Raw genomic sequence first — 14,952 nt, 5'->3', positions numbered from 1 at the left:
TCCTCACGCTGTTTTGCCAAAGAGGCCCGCTGGTCGAAGGACCAGAACGATGGCCATGACCATAAAGATGACGGTTGCTGATGCTTCGGGCCAAAACACGCGGGTCAGACCTTCGATCACGCCCATTGCCAAACCGGTTACAACGGCCCCCATGATCGACCCCATGCCGCCAATGACGACCACTGCGAAAACCACAATGATCAGATTTGACCCCATCAGCGGGCTGACTTGGGTGATCGGAGCGACCAGCACACCTGCGAAAGCAGCAAGCGCTACGCCGTAGCCATAGGCGAGTGTTGTCAGCAGGGGAACATTCACACCAAAGGCTTGCAAAAGCTTTGGGTTCTCGGTTCCGGCTCGCAGATATGCACCAATCTTGGTGCGTTCAAACAGAAACCACGTGGCGATGCAGACCGCGAGCGACGCAACAACAACCCAACCACGATACCAAGGCAGAAACATGAACCCAAGGTTCACGCCGCCAGTCAATTGTGCGGGGACAGGGTATGGCAGGCCCGAAGCCCCAAACATTTTTACAAACGAGCCCTCGATAACCAGCGCCAATCCAAAGGTAAGAAGAAGGCCATAAAGGTGATCCACACCGGTGAGGCGCCGCAGCAGGAAATATTCAATGGCTGCTCCGAAAGCGCCAACAACCAAAGGTGCGACGATCAAGGCACCCCAATACCCTATCCCAAGATATTGCGTCACCGCGACTGTGGCGAAGGCACCGAGCATGTAGAACGCGCCGTGCGCAAAATTCACGATGTTCAGCAGGCCAAAAATGACGGCCAGTCCGAGGGAGAGAACGGCATAAAACGCCCCATTGATCAAACCGAGCATAAGCTGGCCGAAAAGGACTTGGGGCGGAATACCCAGTAGATCTGTCAGCATATCAACAATGTCCTAAAGTGGTTGTGCGCACGGAACCCGCCAAACGCGCATGGCGTCTGGCGGGCCGTTTGGTCTTATTTGGTTGGGCAGTTGCTTTCGGAGAGTGGTCCGTAAGCTTCTTCACCGGGAATGGTGCGCACGATCTTGAGGTAGTCCCATGGCCCGGAAGATTCAGCAGGCGACTTTACCTCGGCGAGGAACATGTCATGAACCATGCGTCCGTCTGTGCGCAAAACACCGTTCGTTGCGAAAGCATCGTTCACAGGCATTTCACGCATCTTTGCCAACACTGTGTCGGTGTCATCCGAACCAGTTGCCTCGATCGCCCGCAGGTAGTGAAGAACTGACGAGTATGTGCCCGCCTGAACGCCCGTTGGCATCTTGCCTGTTTTCTCAAAGAACTTCTGCGACCAGGCGCGTGTTTCGTCGTTGAGATCCCAATAGAAACTGACGGTCATTTGCAGGCCCTGAGCGGTGTCCAGACCAAGTGCATGTACGTCCGTCAGGAAGACCAGCAGGCCCGCAACTTTTTGGCCTGCCGCGACAAGACCAAATTCGTTGGCCGCTTTGATCGCGTTGATGGTATCGGCACCGGCATTGGCCAAACCAACGACTTTGGCACCAGATGCCTGCGCCTGCAGGACAAAAGATGAAAAGTCCGACGCAGGGAATGGATGCTTTGCCGCGCCCAGAACAGTGCCGCCCTCAGCCTCGACTACTTTGGTCACGTCACCCTGAAGCGCTTCGCCAAACGCATAATCAGCAGTCAGAAAATACCAGGAATCTCCGCCCTCTTTTACGATGGCTGAGCCAGTGCCCACAGCCAGCGCGCGGGTGTTATAGGTCCAGTGCAAACCGGTCGGAATGCAGGCATCGCTGGTCAGGGGAGAAGACGCAGCACCAGAGACCAGCGCGATTTTGTTCTGCTGTTTTGCCACTTCGAAAACAGCAAGCGCAACGGATGTCGTCACCAGTTCCGCAAATGCGTCAACCTGCTGGGTGTCACCCCACTCGCGGGCCTTGTTGGCCGCGATGTCAGCCTTGTTCTGATGGTCGGCTGACACGATCTCAATCGGAGCACCAGCAACCGTACCGCCAAACTCGTCGATGGCCATCTGCGTAGCCACAACCGCGCCTTCACCTGAAAGGTCGGAATAGGTACCGGACATGTCGGTCAACACACCGATCTTAACAACGCCATCGCTGATTTCTGCTGATGCTGCTGATGCTACCATGGCCAGTGCCGAAACACTGAGAGATAGCTTTTTAAGAATATTCATTGATCCTCCTCCGGGAGATTTTTTGTTAAACACTTAGATACTCATCAAAAACGTGCTGCTTTTCTTCCAGCTCGTCTTTGTGAATGACAGCGGCCACGTTGCCGTGGTCCATGATGAAATGCCGATCAGCCAATGGAGCGGCAAAGCGGAAGTTCTGCTCGACCAACAGCACTGTGTATCCGCGGGTCTTTAGTTCGATCAGAACCTCGGCGAGCTTGTCGACAATGACGGGTGCCAAGCCTTCGGTAATCTCATCGAGCAAGAGAACATTCGCGCCAGTGCGCAGAATGCGTGCCATGGCCAACATCTGCTGCTCACCACCCGAAAGCCGCATGCCGGGACTCTTGCGCCGCTCGGATAAGTTGGGAAACATCTCGTAGAGTTCTTCAACAGACATCCCGCCCGCTGCCACCTCTGGCGGCAGCATCAGGTTCTCCTCGACGTTGAGGCTGGAAAAGATTCCGCGTTCTTCGGGGCAATACCCAACACCCATATGCGCAATCGCATGCGGAGAAGCTTTGATGATCTCTTGACCTTTCAACATGATTGATCCGGTGCGCCGTCCCATCAGCCCCACAATCGAGCGCAGGGTCGTGGTCCGGCCAGATCCGTTACGGCCAAGCAACGTCACCAATTCGCCGCGATAGACCGTCATATCGATTCCGTGCAGAGCATGACCTTCACCGTAGAACGCGTGAAGATCGCGGATGCTCAGTTCTTCGATATGATCCGAAACATGCGGACCACCGAGTTCGTGGTTTTCGACAGTCGCGCTCATGCGGCTTTCCCCATATAGGCTTCTTTGACACGTGGATCGGATGAAACCGTTTCATAGTCCCCTTCGGTCAGCACCGCGCCGCGCTGCAAAACAGTGACTGTGTCACAAAGGGTCGAGACAACGCCGAGATTGTGTTCAACCATCAGAATTGTGCGGTTGGCTGATACCTTCTTGATCAACTGAGTGATCAGATCCACATCTTCTCGGCCCATGCCTTGAGTTGGCTCATCCAACAGCATCAACTCCGGCTCCATTGCGAGAGTGGTAGCGATTTCCAAAGCACGTTTGCGCCCATATGCCATGTCACCAACAATCGCGTCGGAGAACTTGCTAAGGCCGACCATGTCCAGCAACTCCTCAGCGCGATCGTTCAGCTGGTTCAGACTGCTGAGGGGGCGCCAGAAATGAAAGGACGTTCCCAGTTTGCGTTGCAGGGCCACGCGCACATTTTCGCGGGCTGTCATCTGGGGAAACACGGCTGAAATCTGAAATGACCGGACAACACCTTTGCGCGAGATGTCCGCAGCCTTGGTTTTGGTGATGTCCTCACCGTTAAAGGAGATCTTTCCACGGGTAGGAATCAGGTATTTGGTCAACAGGTTGAACACGGTTGTTTTGCCAGCCCCGTTGGGACCGATCAGAGCATGAATCTGATGCCTGCGTACCTTCAGATCAACTGTGTCAACTGCAGTGAAACCCTTGAATTCCTTCGTCAGGCCCTGCGTTTCAAGGATGTATTGTGCAGCTTCGCTCATGAAATATTTCCAAAAAAGGCGAGGAGAGAAGAAATCATCAACTCTCCCCTTAGTTTCAGGGAGGATTTATTTGGTGTCGGACAGGGCGCGTGCGAAATCGCGGAGGCCGTCGTCGGCCAGAGCGCGTGCAAGATCGCGAAGAAGAAATTTCTGCACTTTACCGGTCGATGTTTTGGGAAGGTCTCCAAAGACCACTCTTTTGGGCACCTTGAAACGCGCCATACTCTCGCGACAGAATGCGATCAGATCGGCTTCGCTCACATCGTGGTCGGGCTTCAGTTCGACAAAGGCGCAGGGCGTTTCGCCCCACTTCTCGTCCGGCCGCGCAACGACGGCGGCTACCATGACTGCGGGGTGGGTATAAATCACATCTTCGACTTCAACGGAGCTAATATTCTCTCCACCAGAAATGATGATGTCTTTTGAGCGGTCCTTTAGTTCAACGTAACCGTCAGGATGCATCACTCCGAGGTCACCAGAAGCAAACCAGCCCCCTTTAAAGGATTTGTCCGTCGTGGTGGGGTTCTTGAGATACCCCTTCATAACGTTGTTCCCACGCATGAAAATCTCACCAATTGACGTGCCATCATGCGGCTTGGGTTCCAGCGTGTCGGGGTCAGCGACCATCAGGCCCGAAAGCGCGACGTTCTTTACGCCTTGCCGTGCCTTGAGTTTGGATTTCTTCTCTCCGTCGAGCCCGTCCCATTCGGTTTTCCAAGCACAGACTACTGAAGGGCCATAGGTTTCTGTCAGCCCGTACACATGGGTCACTTCGATGCCCATCGATTCCATGTTCGCAATCACAGCTGCGGGCGGTGAAGCACCGGCTGTCATAACTTTGACTTCGTGGCTGAAATCTTTCAGCTCGTCCGGCGCATTGGCCAGCATGTTCAACACGATTGGCGCGCCGCAGAAATGGGTGACCTTTTCGTCGCGGATCAATTGGTAAATCGGCTCAGCCCGCACCGCACGAAGACAGACGCAAACCCCTGCATTGGCGGCAATGGTCCACGGAAAACACCAGCCGTTGCAATGAAACATCGGCAATGTCCAAAGGTAGCGCGAGTGATGCGCCATGCCCCAGGTCACAATGTTCGACATTGCATTGAGGGCGGCACCACGGTGATGATACACCACCCCCTTGGGGTCGCCCGTTGTGCCAGATGTATAGTTCAGGCTGATTGCGTCCCATTCATTACCAGGAAGCTCGAATTGAAAGTTGGGGTCGCCTTCGGCCAACAAAGCGGTGTAGGTCATTTCACCAATTAGTCGTCCGCCATCAAAGGATGCGTCCTCAATATCAACAACGAGCATATCTTTGCGGCCACTCATCTTGATGGCAGTGTCCACTACTTCACTGAATTCCGGATCAACCATCACCACTTTAGCTTCGGCGTGTGACAGGATGAAAGCGATCGCTTCAGCATCCAGCCTAGTGTTCACAGCGTTCAGAACTGCGCCCGCCATCGGGATGCCAAAATGCGCCTCAAACATCTCCGGGATGTTGGCGGCGATCACCGAAACCGTATCACCTTTGCCGATACCGCGCTTCTGAAGCGCGCTTCCCAAGCGCAGCATGCGCTCATACGTCTCGCGCCAAGTGCGACGTATGTCGCCATGGACAACCGCCAAAAGGTCAGGGTAAATTTCTGCTGTTCTCTGTGGAAAGCTCAATGGCGATAACGCCACATAGTTGGCAGCGTTAGGTGCCAAGCCACTTTCGTATATAGATGTCTCGTTAGTCATGTATCCTCCCGTGATCAGCACCCGAAATACTCCGGTCCTCCTGCTGAACGAGTTCATGTACACATGTTGATGTTGCCCAAATTTGCGAAAATTGTATCCAATTGTGACGTCACGCAGATTCGTCTTTGGTAAACGAACTGCATGGCGCATTCTTGACTTCACCGGCCCAAGCAAACGGAGCCAAGATATGTTAGTCGAAACAAACGGAAATGACGCAATTCACCTCGTTCTTGAGGGGCTGGCGCACGTCAGCCAAGGTGTGACGATATTTGATCGCGACCTAAAGCTTGTCGCATGGAACGACAAATTTTTGGATATCTATGGTTACCCCAAGCGATTGGCATTTTCTGGAGCCGACTTTGGTTCGTTCATTAGATACAATGCCGAGCGCGGCGAATATGGCGAAGGCCAAATAGATCAGCTTGTCTCGGACAGGGTGAAAACTGCGGGGAAGTTCGCCGAGCACCAGCTTGAGCGAGAACGACCAAATGGCACCGTTATCGAGATTTGTGGTACGCCACTGCCATCCGGCGGATTTGTGACTACTTATACAGATGTCACTGAAACACGGCGCTTGCAGAAAAAACTCCAAGACCTGGTCCGCACACGCACACAGGAACTTTCACTGAGTGAACATCGGTTGAAACTGGTTGCGGATGAAGTACCGGCAGGAATTGTGCATTTGGACAAGGACATGACGATCCTTTACTCGAACAAGCGTTTTGCCCGTTCGTACCAAAAAACGCCCCAAGAAATATTGGGCCTACATATAAACAAGGTGCTTTCAAGGAGAACACTTCAAGAATCAGCTCATTTTTTTGAACAGTCCCGGCGCGGGGCGCTTGTGGACTTCGACATGCGCATTGAGCTGCCCGGAAATCGCACAAAAGATATCCGCACGTTGTTGCGACCGGAAACGCCGTCATCCGGCGAGGTCATTGGATTCTATTTTGTGTCTGTCGATGTCACCCGTCACAAAGCAACAATGTCCGCTTTGATGAGATCTCAAAAAATGGATGCGCTTGGTCGGATGGCCAGCGGCATTTCACATGATTTCAACAACTTGCTCACCGTTATTCTAGGCAACCTTGTACCGCTATCTGAGAACCTTCCAAACAGTACGCTTATCGACGAATATCTGACGCCTGCCATCTCGGCCGCCCGGCGAGGATCTTCGTTAACACAGCGATTGTTGAAGCTGGCACGGCGAGAACAATTCGACCCGCAACCAACCGACTTAAATAAAGCAGTTACGGAAATTTCAAAACTACTCAAATCATCGTTTCCCAAAACGCTCAAGATCAAGCACCTTCAAAGTGAAAACGTCTCCAAGGCCTATGTTGATCGGGCGCAATTGGAAATGGCCCTGTTGAACTTCGCTATGAACTCACACGACGCAACGAACGGCTCAGGCGAGGTCACAATCACGGTTTCTAACTATTCTCTCGCGATCGCTGAGGCGGAATCGCTTCATCTTGCGACCGGGAATTATGTGAGACTAGCGTTTTCTGATGATGGCTGCGGAATGCCCGCCAGCCAGATAGACCAAATTTTTGAACCCTTCTTTACATCCAAAGCCTCCGGAACGGGGTCCGGTCTTGGCCTGTCAATGGTCTACGGCTTTGTACGGCAATCCAATGGCTCTATCCGGGTCGACAGCGTTCCCGGAAAAGGAACAACGTTTTCAGTTCTCCTTCCGAGCGTAGAGTTGGTCGATTCAAATGGTGAGGTTGAGGAACCTCGGCAGTCTGAAGGTGCCAAGGTGTTGACCAACATTGATGAAACAGACCTGCCCATGGTCCTTCTCGTTGAAGACGACCCGGATGTCAGGCGCATCGTTCGGCGCAAACTCGCCGGAATCGGATACCCCTTAGTCGAAGCTGAAAGCGGTGCCGAGGCATTGAGATTGCTGGATCGCATTCACGAAATCGGAATCCTACTTTCGGATATAAGCATGCCCGGCGGCATGGATGGCAACGCGCTTGCCTCTCATGTAAAGGCAGCGTTTCCCAAGATCAAAATAGTCCTGATGAGTGGTCAAACAAATTTCAGCAGTGCAGAAGATCAAAGCATACCATTTCTGAGGAAACCCTTTGAGGTTGAGGATTTAGATCAGGCCTTAAACGCTGTGAAGATGAGGAGAAGCCAGTAATGATGCCAGTCGCATATCTTCTCGAAGACGACGTCGATATCTCAAGACTGATCGTTCGCGCCCTTTCGCAGCATGGGTTCAGCGTTCTTTCATTTACACGCAGGTCTGACTTTGAACGTGAAGTGAAACGCCAGTTGCCGGATATCTGCCTAATCGACCTTAGCCTGCCTGATGGAGACGGCCTTTCCCTGATCAAAAGCTCGATCCTCCCAGAAGCGCTGCCAAAAGTTATTGTTACAGGTCGCGGCAATCTCACGGATAGAATCGTTGGGCTCGAGATTGGCGCTGATGACTACATCGTCAAACCCTTTGAACCTAGGGAGCTTGTCGCGCGCGTGCGCGCTGTCTTGCGCCGGAGCGGCACAATTCGCAACGTGGAGGGTGACGCGAAAATTGCGAGATTTGGCAATTGGACGGCCAATTTCAGCGCATGTACGCTCACCAATGTGGAAGGTGATGACACCGATCTTAGCTCTGCCGAAGCCGGCTTATTGATGGCGTTCGTAAGCTCTGCGGGCCGCGTCCTGACGCGAAGTCAATTGCTTGACGCCACTTCGGGGCGGTCGAGCGAGCCATTTGATCGCAGCATGGATGCAAGGATCAGCCGTTTAAGAAAAAAACTTGGCGATGACCCCAAATCGCCAGATATCATTAGAACTGTCTACGGCGTTGGCTACGTATTTGGGATGACTGTGGAATGGGTTTAATAACAGCGCGCGATATACCTATCCCACGCGAACTTCAGTGCCAAAACCAAATTGCTAAGAGCCTGCGGAGTGTCAGCCGCTGAGCGCTTTTCGGCAGGAAAAATCATAATTTCAAAGAATTGAAGGAGAACCATGATGCCATCCACACAACTGCGTGTTGCGACAACACGACGCTTGCCTGAGGCATTGGAAAGCCGGTTAGGCGAATTTTTTGATGTTTCACTACGCTGCTCAGACGCGCCAATGTCACGGCAGGAGCTTATTGAAACCGTCAAAGAATTTGACGTTTTAGTGCCGACGCTCACGGACAGGATTGATTCCGGTCTGATCGGGCAAGCCGGTGACCAGTTGAAACTGATCGCAAATTATGGCGTCGGCGTAGATCATATTGACGTCCACACTGCGCGCCAGAACGGCATTCTTGTTTCCAACACGCCCGGAGTTCTAGACGACGACACTGCTGACATGACAATGGCACTGATACTTGCCGTGACCCGCCGCATTCCAGAAGGTCTGGAAGTGATGAAGTCAGGCAACTGGCAAGGTTGGTCTCCAACAGCCTTGTTGGGGGGGCGGATCGCAGGTCGTCGATTGGGCATCATCGGCATGGGTCGTGTCGGAAAAGCTGTCGCGCGTCGCGCACAGGCGTTTGGGATGCAAATACACTATCACGATCGCATTCGGCTTCGCCCCGTGGAGGAAGAAGAATTTAAGGCAACATATTGGGAAAGCCTTGACGACATGGTTGCGCGTATGGACGTGATCAGCGTGAACTGTCCCTATACACCGGACACGTTTCACTTGATGAACGCACATCGACTGAAAATGATGAAGCCAGACAGCGTTATCGTGAACACTTCACGCGGCGAGGTCATTGACGAAAATGCGCTGACACGCATGTTGCGCAACAATGAAATTGCAGGCGCAGGTCTGGACGTATTTGAACATGGGAACGAGGTTAACCAAGGCCTTACATCCCTCAGCAACGTCGTCTTGTTGCCGCATATGGGATCAGCGACCAATGAGGGGCGCATCGAGATGGGCGAAAAGATCATCTTGAATATCAAGACTTTCCAAGATGGCCACCGTCCACCCAATCAAGTAGTTCCAGGAATGTTATGAGTATTGCGTGGATGCTGCGCGTTGTTACCTGCAAAACAAGTCGCATCCTCAGTTGGCATCCGTTTTTGTGCAGCGGATATCCTATACATTTCAACTCCTTCTCATACCCATTTATTCTCACAAGGACCAATCATGGCCATGCAGTTCGACATCTCCCGCTTTAAAAACCTTGCCCTTGAGGAACATGATGATGGTGTCTGGGTAGTAACCCTAAACCGCCCACAGAAACGAAACGCGTTAGACATCGGCACGATTGACGAGTTGGTTGATTTCTTTTCGCTGGCCCCACGTGCTGGCGTGAAATCCGTTGTATTGGCCGGATCGGGAGACCACTTTTGTGCGGGTCTTGATTTGATCGAACACCATGATGAAGATCGCACACCAGCGGATTTCATGCATGTTTGTCTCCGCTGGCACGAGGCCTTTAACAAGATGGAATATGGCGGGGTGCCGATTTTTGCTGCCCTTCAAGGTGCCGTCGTTGGGGGCGGCTTAGAACTGGCCAGCTCGGCCCATGTTCGGGTGATGGACCAAACTTGCTATTTCGCCCTCCCCGAAGGTCAGCGTGGATTATTCACTGGAGGAGGTGCAACAATCCGCGTTGCAGACCTAGTTGGTAAATCACGAATGATTGACATGATGTTGACGGGACAGGTGTATCAGGGCCAGGAAGCTGTAGATCTGGGGCTAGCGCAGTACATTGTTGAAGGATCGAGTTTTGACAAAGCACTGGAATTAGCCCGCAAGGCTGCACGGAACCTCCCTTTGACCAATTTTGCCATCTGTTCCGCGATCAGCCACATGCAGAACATGTCGGCTTTTGATGCCGCATATGCCGAAGCGGTGGTGGCTGGTGTGGTGAACACACAGCCAGACGCGCGTGAGCGGCTTGCAGCATTTGCGGACAAGAGTGCCGCAAGGGTCCGCCCAAGCAACTGAGAAAAAGGGCGAACGGTGCCATTTAACATATGCGCCATTATCGGTTTTTCGTCCTTCGAAAAACTACAAAATGCGCTCAGCGCGGTCGCCAGCTATGTCGCAGATCAGATCCCCTACCCTTTTGCAAACCACTGTGATTTAACTTTAACTGAACACCCCATCACTGCATCGCAATGTCCGAATACCGACGTTGGTCATGACACTCATAGATGACATCTTCGCGCTGTCCGTTTTTCCACATTAGCTCGCGCTCACCGGTGTTCCATTCATAGAGCCAGCCGACGACTTCTCGGGAATCTTGGTCCAAGATGTATTCTTTGACCCATGCTTCTAATCTGATTTTGAGACCGTTTGGTACTGCGTCTGGGAGTGTCCTGATCGCATTGCTCACAACTTTGTTCCTCTCCAATGATTGGCCAAATTCGGGGGTTTGAGAACAATACCGCTCGTTTTTGAGTCAACTTCTCGCAGTAGTTGAATTCAGAACGCTAACAAAGGCACGATGCGTTACGAAGAAGAACGAAACGAAACGCATCGAAAGCATGTAGGCACTTGATAAAAAATGGAAAATATTTCCTGCCCCCCGTGAAAGACGGCAGTAATTTTAAAGAACTGTTCCAACATCTCGCCTCGGCGGGTGTGGGTCGACCCGTAGACAAGGGTGGATTTCCCGAAGGCCCGTGGACTGCCGAACTGCTGGCGGAAGCGATTACAAAGATCGGAGCCAACGGTTCTGGGGTTGAACTGCGAACCGTACAACTTTGGTTCCAGGACAACGAAAAGGGGATCAGCGCTGAAAATATCCGATGGTTAGCAAGAATTTTTGGATGTGATGATCCCGAGACGACAAGTGAATGGCAGGCAAAGTTAAGTGCAGCGCAGGGACGGTTGGCGGCCAAAAGGCGGAAAGCGCGAACACCCGCAGAAAATCAAGCAAAGGATGCTCCAGATATTGCCCAGCCTCAGGCCATCGCTAAAGAGAGGGGATCCACGGCATGCACTGAGAGCGATGAAACTGCTGAAGGGTCGAAGCGGCGTTCTAGTCTGGCTAGAAAATCTGAGGCTTTTTTCAGCCGAGGATCTCCTCTAGATTTGCCGGTTTCTGTGTTTGCGGGAGCCGTTGCACTCGGGTTCTTGTCTTATTTTCTGGGTATCCACAGTATTTCGTATTCCCGGGCCGATGGCACCCTCAAGCAAGTTGGATTCATCTGGGCTCCAAATTGGACAATCCTGTTTATGGTGTTCATGCCATTATTCCTCGGGTTCGTGGTGGAGATGGTTATTTTCTGGAAGAACGAAGGGCGTTCAAAGCAACTTGCTGAGGGCAGTAGAACGGAAAGCGACGATAGTTGGACCCACAGTGTAGAGGTTTCTTCGTACACATACTGGGCGATCTTTTTGATTTGCTTGGGGTTTGCCGGTCTATTTCAGTGGATAGGCGTGCGTTTGATTCCCTTGATTAGAGGTAGCGGCGACATCGCGCCAGATTGGGGATCGTTGGCGATTGCCCATCCTGAGATTATATCGGTGCCGGAAGCGGTCGCATTTACCGGGCTGGCCTACCTATACATGAGTCTGTGCTTCTATCTATTTTTCGTCGGTCTCGTTTTACTTTTTACTGTAGTCTATGACCTTCGGAAGATTGGTCCTCTGGGGAAAACCCAACCCGATGTGAGTTTTCATAGGGAGGTTAGTGAAGTCGGCCTAAGGGTTATGTGTGGAATCTTTCGATGCACTGTTTTGGGGATGCTGATCTCTATTTGTATGAAACTTCAAACCTTGTATCTTTCATCGAATGGAGAGAACATCGTAGCTTGGCTGCTCAGTGATATGTCTTCAATTCTGTACGCACGCGATGAGGTCAGCAACACGATCAACTACAGTATGCCAACGCATTACAGCAGCTTACTTATCGCATTGGCGACCTGCTTTGTCTTTCTGTACGGCTACCTGCAAATTGGTGCTAAAAGTCCATTCTTCTTGCAGTTGCGATTGATGGCCGCGATCGTACTCCTCCTCATCACAAGCTATTTGCTGATCAATGAATTTACCGGTTTTTCGATCTTACTGGGTATTGGGGTAATGCTCTCAATCTACGGGCTGTATGATCCAGAATTTGGAACAAGAGAAATGAGCCAACAAGGAGAAAATACAAGTGTATCATAGATGGCTTGATCGATGGGATGAGAGACGCGCACAGCGCGGAGACGCAGTAAAAACCGTTTCTGACTTGATGCTTGATGGAGCGCTCGCGTTTCCAGACATGCCGAATGCCCGAAGTATTTCCGAATTTTGTGACTTCGCGGACCAGGCCGTCGCTGATCCAGACTTCTTCGATGAACCATCTGGATCGGACATAGGCTATAAAAAGATCGATGGATGGATCAAGTTCCCATCGAGCATTCCCACTGATGTCAAAGAGAATAACATCGTCTGGGCCAAAATTACAGAAAGCGGGTCATTCGATCAGGCACTCGTGGTCTTTCACCATTGGAATGCGAACAAGCGGAACAGTCAGATTGCCAACTACTTCTCGAAACGTGGAATCACTGTTATCGAAATTGCTTTGCCCTATCATTTTGAGCGCAGTCGCCCCGGCTCCATGCACGCCGATTATATTCTGAGCCCAAATCTTGGTCGCACGGTTCAATCTATTCGTCAGGGCGTGTTGGATGGGCGAATGCTGATACGTTGGCTGAAGGGCGAAGGCTTTGAGGAGATTTCTGTCCTCGGGATGAGTTTAGGTTCTTGGGTTGCTGGGTTGGTCGCCGCGCACGACACGACTGTTACAAAAGCCTCCCTGTTTCTAACGGCGGGCAGTTTTGCAGATTTTGTTTGGACGGGGCGCGCGACACGAAAGATTCGCCAGAGTGTTGAGCCTGCAATTCAATTGACTGATCTCAGAAGAGCCTGGGGTCCACTCAATTTGGAAAATTACGTGGATCGTTTGGCGCGGCCTGACCTCGATCTTCAGATTGTGTTGGCGCAAAGAGACACCGTTGTATTGCCAGAGCTGTCAGAAAGGTTCATAGCGAGACTGAAGGTAGCTGGGGCCAATCCAGAAATTCAAGAGCTAAATTGTGGCCATTATTCACTCGCGATGCCCCCGTATATCCTGTTGGCCGGTTTGAATTTGAAGCAGTTGTTAAAGCGCAGTCATTGATTGGATACTGGTATCCGGTCCAAGTGCTCAATATCGCCAACTTTGAATCTATATCAATATTATAACATTGACACGATATAGCAGTTTTGCTTAAGTTCATCAAAGTTGATTGTAGCGAATCCTAACACCGTAATTTTTCGGTATATCGGGAACACAAACCTCGGTATAACGGGAACATATTGGATTCGGTACATCAGGAACAGTTTTGTCAGATAAACAGGTAGATTTCTTCTTGGACCAGCTTGCAGACGCGCCTATCAAAGATGAGCGTGCTCTGATGGAGTTCCCATTTTTCTCCCTGCAAAAGCGTCCGCGAACAACCCCGTTTATCTTTGATGACGGGACTGTTCGGATCGAGATCCAGCCAGGTCCCAAGGGCATCGCCACAATCTGGGACAAAGATATCCTTATCTATCTGACATCATTGGTAAATGAGCGAATTGAACACGGCACTGATGCCGATCGTACCATCCAGTTTTCGGCCCATGACTTCCTCAAGATCACTGGGCGTGGGACAGGAAAACGCGCCTACGAGCTGTTCTTGGACGCTCTGCTGCGCCTGCGCTCCACAAACATTCTGACAAACGTTGAAGCCGGCGGTGAGCGAGAGCGTCGTGGCTTTGGCTGGATTGAAGATTGGCGTGTCGTCGAGCGCACGAATCGCAACGGTGAACGCGTCATGGGGGCTGTCGAAGTCACCATGAACCGCTGGATGTTCAACGCAATCGTCAAGGATCGCCGCGTTCTAACCATCAATCGCGACTATTTCCGACTCTCGAAGGGTCTTGAGCGCCGTCTCTACGAGCTTGCGCGCAAACACGTCGGACGCCAGCCAGAATGGTATATCGGCGTCAAACGTCTCGCTGAAAAGTGCGGCTCCATCGATACCGAGCGCAAATTCAAGTTTCGCATCAATGAAATCTCGGAACTGGACACGATCCCTGACTATCACATGGAGATCGTTGAACCTTCTCAAGTGTCTACCCCCTTTAAAACCAAGGGAAAACAGGCTCTTGTGAGGTTTCGGCCCAAATTTGATGTTGTAGATGTTCCCGTTGTACCGAATCATATGGATTTGAACGTCTCTCACGCGACAATGGTCAAAGTGAAGCACAAACATCCCGAGTATGACGTTGGATATATCCTTGAAACTTGGAAAGAATGGGCCGTCTCAAAGGACCAGCCCGTCAAAAATGCCAATTCAGCCTTCACGGCGTTTGCAAAAACCTATGTAGAAGCCAACCCACTGTACTGAGTCGGTACATCAGGAACATTTCCTCGGTACATCAGGAACAAGCGGCTCGGTACATCAAGAACACAAGTTCGGTACATCAAGAACGGATGATCGGTACATCAGGAACAGAATTCCAGTTTAAGGTACTGATTTATAGGCGAGAACTGCTTAGCATAACTCTT

Annotated in this window: 13 protein-coding genes; 7 read left to right on the top strand and 6 right to left on the bottom strand. The window is 51.6% G+C overall.

The features are described from left to right. Nucleotides 1-3: 3 nt before the first annotated feature. From Q0775_RS18390 to Q0775_RS18370, 5 genes are all read right to left on the bottom strand, one after another. Nucleotides 4-894, bottom strand: a complete 891-nt coding sequence (locus Q0775_RS18390) for a branched-chain amino acid ABC transporter permease (RefSeq protein WP_298864551.1) — start codon at nucleotides 892-894, stop codon at nucleotides 4-6. Between the two features lie 74 nt (nucleotides 895-968). Further along, nucleotides 969-2,174 (bottom strand): ABC transporter substrate-binding protein, encoded by a 1,206-nt coding sequence (locus Q0775_RS18385; RefSeq protein WP_298864549.1) that lies wholly within the window; start codon nucleotides 2,172-2,174, stop codon nucleotides 969-971. A gap of 25 nt (nucleotides 2,175-2,199) precedes the next feature. Then, on the bottom strand, nucleotides 2,200-2,952 hold the full coding sequence (locus Q0775_RS18380) for an ABC transporter ATP-binding protein (RefSeq protein ID WP_298864547.1): 753 nt from the start codon (nucleotides 2,950-2,952) through the stop codon (nucleotides 2,200-2,202). Further along, the gene (locus tag Q0775_RS18375; RefSeq protein WP_298864545.1) at nucleotides 2,949-3,707 is read right to left on the bottom strand and encodes an ABC transporter ATP-binding protein; all 759 of its coding nucleotides are present in this window, start codon (nucleotides 3,705-3,707) and stop codon (nucleotides 2,949-2,951) included. The genes Q0775_RS18380 and Q0775_RS18375 overlap by 4 nt, the downstream gene beginning before the upstream one ends. A 66-nt stretch (nucleotides 3,708-3,773) precedes the next feature. Then, nucleotides 3,774-5,453: an acyl-CoA synthetase gene (locus Q0775_RS18370; RefSeq protein ID WP_298864543.1), complete on the bottom strand. Its 1,680-nt coding sequence runs from the start codon at nucleotides 5,451-5,453 to the stop codon at nucleotides 3,774-3,776. Nucleotides 5,454-5,640: 187 nt separating this feature from the next. Between Q0775_RS18370 and Q0775_RS18365 the strand changes: the two genes are divergently transcribed. The 4 genes from Q0775_RS18365 to Q0775_RS18350 all read left to right on the top strand — a co-directional run bounded on the left by Q0775_RS18365 (nucleotide 5,641) and on the right by Q0775_RS18350 (nucleotide 10,373). After that, nucleotides 5,641-7,605, top strand: a complete 1,965-nt coding sequence (locus Q0775_RS18365) for a PAS-domain containing protein (protein WP_298864541.1) — start codon at nucleotides 5,641-5,643, stop codon at nucleotides 7,603-7,605. Further along, entirely contained in the window at nucleotides 7,605-8,312 is a 708-nt protein-coding gene (locus Q0775_RS18360; protein WP_298864539.1) for a response regulator transcription factor, read from the top strand. The genes Q0775_RS18365 and Q0775_RS18360 overlap by 1 nt, the downstream gene beginning before the upstream one ends. A 135-nt stretch (nucleotides 8,313-8,447) precedes the next feature. Continuing rightward, nucleotides 8,448-9,434 (top strand): D-glycerate dehydrogenase, encoded by a 987-nt coding sequence (locus Q0775_RS18355; protein ID WP_298864537.1) that lies wholly within the window; start codon nucleotides 8,448-8,450, stop codon nucleotides 9,432-9,434. A 138-nt stretch (nucleotides 9,435-9,572) separates the two neighbouring features. Continuing rightward, complete coding sequence (locus tag Q0775_RS18350; RefSeq protein ID WP_298864676.1) at nucleotides 9,573-10,373, top strand: crotonase/enoyl-CoA hydratase family protein; 801 nt, start codon at nucleotides 9,573-9,575, stop codon at nucleotides 10,371-10,373. A 160-nt stretch (nucleotides 10,374-10,533) separates the two neighbouring features. Here the strand turns inward: Q0775_RS18350 and Q0775_RS18345 are convergent, their stop codons facing one another. Further along, nucleotides 10,534-10,680 (bottom strand): hypothetical protein, encoded by a 147-nt coding sequence (locus Q0775_RS18345; protein ID WP_298864535.1) that lies wholly within the window; start codon nucleotides 10,678-10,680, stop codon nucleotides 10,534-10,536. A gap of 245 nt (nucleotides 10,681-10,925) precedes the next feature. On the opposite strand from Q0775_RS18345, the gene Q0775_RS18340 reads away from it, so the two are divergent. The 3 genes from Q0775_RS18340 (at nucleotide 10,926) to Q0775_RS18330 (ending at nucleotide 14,791) form a co-directional block, all read left to right on the top strand. Next, entirely contained in the window at nucleotides 10,926-12,539 is a 1,614-nt protein-coding gene (locus Q0775_RS18340) for a hypothetical protein (RefSeq protein ID WP_298864533.1), read from the top strand. Then, nucleotides 12,529-13,536, top strand: coding sequence for a dienelactone hydrolase-related enzyme (locus Q0775_RS18335; protein WP_298864531.1), 1,008 nt, complete (start codon nucleotides 12,529-12,531; stop codon nucleotides 13,534-13,536). Before Q0775_RS18340 ends, Q0775_RS18335 begins: the two co-directional genes overlap by 11 nt. Before the next feature lie 205 nt (nucleotides 13,537-13,741). After that, entirely contained in the window at nucleotides 13,742-14,791 is a 1,050-nt protein-coding gene (locus tag Q0775_RS18330) for a replication initiator protein A (RefSeq protein ID WP_298864529.1), read from the top strand. Nucleotides 14,792-14,952 lie beyond the last annotated feature (161 nt).

This window comes from uncultured Sulfitobacter sp., from assembly GCF_947499945.1.
In the GTDB taxonomy this organism is placed as follows: Bacteria; Pseudomonadota; Alphaproteobacteria; order Rhodobacterales; family Rhodobacteraceae; genus Sulfitobacter.
Note: the sequence above shows the minus strand (reverse complement) of the source record. Positions and strands in the feature narration are given on the sequence as shown.

Coding starts and splice junctions, on each gene's coding strand:
- Q0775_RS18360 (WP_298864539.1), top strand. CDS start 7,605: ATGATGCCAGTCGCATATCTTCTCGAAGACGACGTCGATATCTCAAGA.
- Q0775_RS18385 (WP_298864549.1), bottom strand. CDS start 2,174: ATGAATATTCTTAAAAAGCTATCTCTCAGTGTTTCGGCACTGGCCATG.
- Q0775_RS18365 (WP_298864541.1), top strand. CDS start 5,641: ATGTTAGTCGAAACAAACGGAAATGACGCAATTCACCTCGTTCTTGAG.
- Q0775_RS18380 (WP_298864547.1), bottom strand. CDS start 2,952: ATGAGCGCGACTGTCGAAAACCACGAACTCGGTGGTCCGCATGTTTCG.
- Q0775_RS18375 (WP_298864545.1), bottom strand. CDS start 3,707: ATGAGCGAAGCTGCACAATACATCCTTGAAACGCAGGGCCTGACGAAG.
- Q0775_RS18355 (WP_298864537.1), top strand. CDS start 8,448: ATGCCATCCACACAACTGCGTGTTGCGACAACACGACGCTTGCCTGAG.
- Q0775_RS18350 (WP_298864676.1), top strand. CDS start 9,573: ATGCAGTTCGACATCTCCCGCTTTAAAAACCTTGCCCTTGAGGAACAT.
- Q0775_RS18370 (WP_298864543.1), bottom strand. CDS start 5,453: ATGACTAACGAGACATCTATATACGAAAGTGGCTTGGCACCTAACGCT.
- Q0775_RS18390 (WP_298864551.1), bottom strand. CDS start 894: ATGCTGACAGATCTACTGGGTATTCCGCCCCAAGTCCTTTTCGGCCAG.